Source organism: Pseudooceanicola lipolyticus (genome assembly GCF_002786325.1).
Classification (GTDB): domain Bacteria; phylum Pseudomonadota; class Alphaproteobacteria; order Rhodobacterales; family Rhodobacteraceae; genus Pseudooceanicola_C; species Pseudooceanicola_C lipolyticus.
This window is the reverse complement of the sequence record NZ_PGTB01000278.1, coordinates 1-2,954: the sequence shown is the minus strand read 5'-3', so window position 1 is coordinate 2,954 and position 2,954 is coordinate 1. Positions and strand designations below refer to the sequence as shown.

The 2,954-nt window shown below is 71.2% G+C and carries 2 protein-coding genes; both read left to right on the top strand.

The genetic code is table 11. From position 1 onward, the window contains the following. Positions 1 to 2,378: cobaltochelatase subunit CobN (gene cobN, locus CVM52_RS24900; RefSeq protein ID WP_100164967.1), on the top strand; the 2,378-nt coding region annotated here is incomplete at its 5' end. Continuing rightward, positions 2,375 to 2,954, top strand: a 580-nt coding sequence (locus tag CVM52_RS24895) for a ferredoxin-like domain-containing protein (RefSeq protein WP_503128405.1), incomplete at its 3' end; no start/stop codon positions are given. The genes cobN and CVM52_RS24895, both read left to right, overlap by 4 nt.

Sequence of the window (2,954 nt, the reverse complement as noted above, 5' to 3'; positions counted from 1 at the left end):
GGGGACTGTCCCCGGCCGACCTGGCGATGCATGTGGTGCTGCCCGAGGTCGATGGCCGCCTGTTCGCCGGGGTCGCCTCGTTCAAGGAAAGCGGCGCGCGCGATCCGCATCTGGAATTTGCCCGCCCCGCCCACCGGGCCGAGCCGGCGCGCATCGCGTCGATCGCCGACCGCGTCGCCGCCTGGACCCGTCTGCGCCAGACGCCGCCACCGGACAAATTCCCGGCGCTGGTGCTGTCCACCTATCCCGGCAAACCCTGGCAGATGGCCCATGCCGTCGGGCTGGATGCGCTGGCCTCGGCCGAGGCGATCCTCGACAGGCTGGGGCAGGCGGGCTGGGCGATCGCGACGGGACCGGCGCTGCAGGAGGCCCTGGCCGCCGACACGATAGCGTGGCCCCTGGCCGAGTATCAGCGCGCGCTGTCGCAGCTTTCCGACACGCTGCGGACCGATCTCGACAGCGTCTGGGGGCCGCCCGAAGCGGACCCGGCGTTTCAAGACGGCGCGTTCCGGTTTGCCGCCACCCGCCGGGGCAGCGCCATCGTTGCGCTGCAGCCCGAACGCGGCACGCCGCAGCGCCGCGACGACGATTATCACGACCTGTCCCGCACCCCGCGGCATGGCTATGTCGCCTTCTACCTGTGGTTGCGCCATTCGCAGCAGGCCGACGCGCTGGTCCATATCGGTGCCCACGGCACGCTGGAATGGCTGCCGGGCAAGGCGGTGGCGTTGTCCGGCGATTGCTGGCCCGAGGCGCTGATCGGCGACCTGCCGGTGATCTACCCGTTTATCGTCAACGATCCGGGCGAGGCGGCGCAGGCCAAGCGGCGCATCGGCGCTGTGACGCTGGGCCACCTGCCACCGCCGATGGCCGACAGCGGCACCCCCGACCGCTTCGTGCGCCTCGAATCGCTGCTGGACGAGTTCTCCAATGCCGACGGGCTGGATCCGCGCCGCCGCGACCGGCTGCAATCGGACATCCGCGCCGAGGCGCAGGCGCTGGGGGTCGAGGACGACCTGGGCCTCGACCGCGCCGCCAGCACCGCCGAGGCGATCACCCGCATCGATCGCTTCGTCTGCGACATCAAGGAAAGCCAGTTCGGCGACGGGCTTCATGTGTTCGGCCGTGCCGATCCGGGCGCGACCCCGTTTGACACCGCCGCCTCGGTTGCCGGCGAGATGGAGAACCTGCACACCGCGCTGGCCGGTCGCCGCGTGCCTGCCGGCCCGTCCGGCTCGCCCTGGCGCGGGCGCACCGATGTGCTGCCCACCGGGCGCAACCTGTTCACCACCGATCCCCGCGCGGTGCCCACCCGTGCCGCCCATGCGCAGGGGGTGAAACTGGCCGAGGAGCTGGTGCGCCGCCACCTGCAGGACGAGGGCGAGTATCCCAAGGGGCTGGTTGTCGACCTCTGGGGCTCGGCCACCATGCGCACCGCCGGCGAGGAATTCGCCATGGCGCTGCACCTGCTGGGAGTCCGCCCGGTCTGGGATGCCGGCAGCGAGCGGGTGTCGGGCATCGAGATCCTGCCGATCACCGATCTGGACCGCCCGCGGCTGGACGTCACGCTCAGGGTCTCGGGCCTGTTTCGCGACGTGTTTCCCACCCTGTCGGCGCTGTTCGCGCAGGCCGTCCGCGCCCTGGCGGAGCGGGACGAGGCGCCGGACTGGAACCCCTATGCCGGTCATCCGGTGCAAGATCGCGTTTACGGACCTGCGCCGGGCAGCTACGGTCTGTCCATGGGAGAGCTTGCCGAAACCTTTACTGCCGAGGCGCGCGCCGCTGCCGGGCAGGCCTGGCTGGACGCCAGCGCCTGGGCGCATGACGGCGACCGCATCACCCGCGACGCCGGGGGGATTGCCGCCCGCGTCGCCGGGGCCGATGCCTTCGTCCACCCGCAGGACCTGCCCGAAACCGACCTGCTGCTGGCTGCCGACTATGCCGCCCACGAGGCCGGGTTCGCCGCCGCCAAGGCACAAAGCGGGGGCAGGGCGGCGCTGTATCACCTCGACAATACCCGGCCCGAAACGCCGCGCGCCCGCACCCTCAACGAAGAGGTCGCCCGCGTGGTGCGCGCCCGCGCCGCGCATCCCGGCTGGATCGCCGGGATGAAACGCCACGGTTTTCGCGGCGCCGCCGAAATCGCCGCGACGCTGGATCACATGGCGGCCTTTGCCAACCTGGCCGACGTGGTGGCGCCGCACCTGTTCGACCTCTATTACGACGCCACGCTGGGCGATGCCGAAACCGACGCCTTTCTGCGCGCCGCCAACCCCGAGGCGCATCGCGCCATGACCGACCGGTTCGCGGCGCTGCAGGCCGCCGGGCTGTGGCAGACGCGGCGCAACTCGATCCTGTCGCGGCTGGGGACGTCATGACCGCGACGGTGATCAAGGGCTGGTGCCCCGGCGCCCATACCCCGATGCGCTCGGGCGACGGGCTGATCCTGCGCATCCGCCCGCGGTTGGGCCGCCTGTCGCGCGACCAGGCGCTGGGCCTGTGCGCGCTGGCCGAACGCTATGGAAACGGCTTTATCACCTTGACCAACCGCGCCAACCTGCAGATCCGCGGCGTCACCCCCGAGCATTATGACGACATGCTGGTGCATCTGACTGGGCTGGACCTGGTCGATGCCAACCCCGAGTTGGAAGCGCGGCGCAATCTGATGTTGACACCGTTCCGCGCCCCCGGGGACCTGGCCGAGAGCCTGGGCGAACAGCTGTTGAAGATCCTCCCGGACCTCCCTGATTTGCCGGCAAAATTTGGGTTTTCCATCGATTGCGGTCCGGCGCCGGTGCTGGCGCGGGATCCGGCGGATATCCGGATCGAACGCTCGGCGCTGGGCGGCCTGATGCTGCGCGCCGATGGCTGTGCGGCGGGCCGCGCCGCGACACCGGACACCGCCATCGCGCTGCTGGCCGAACTGGCCCGCTGGTTCGCCGACCGGCCCGACC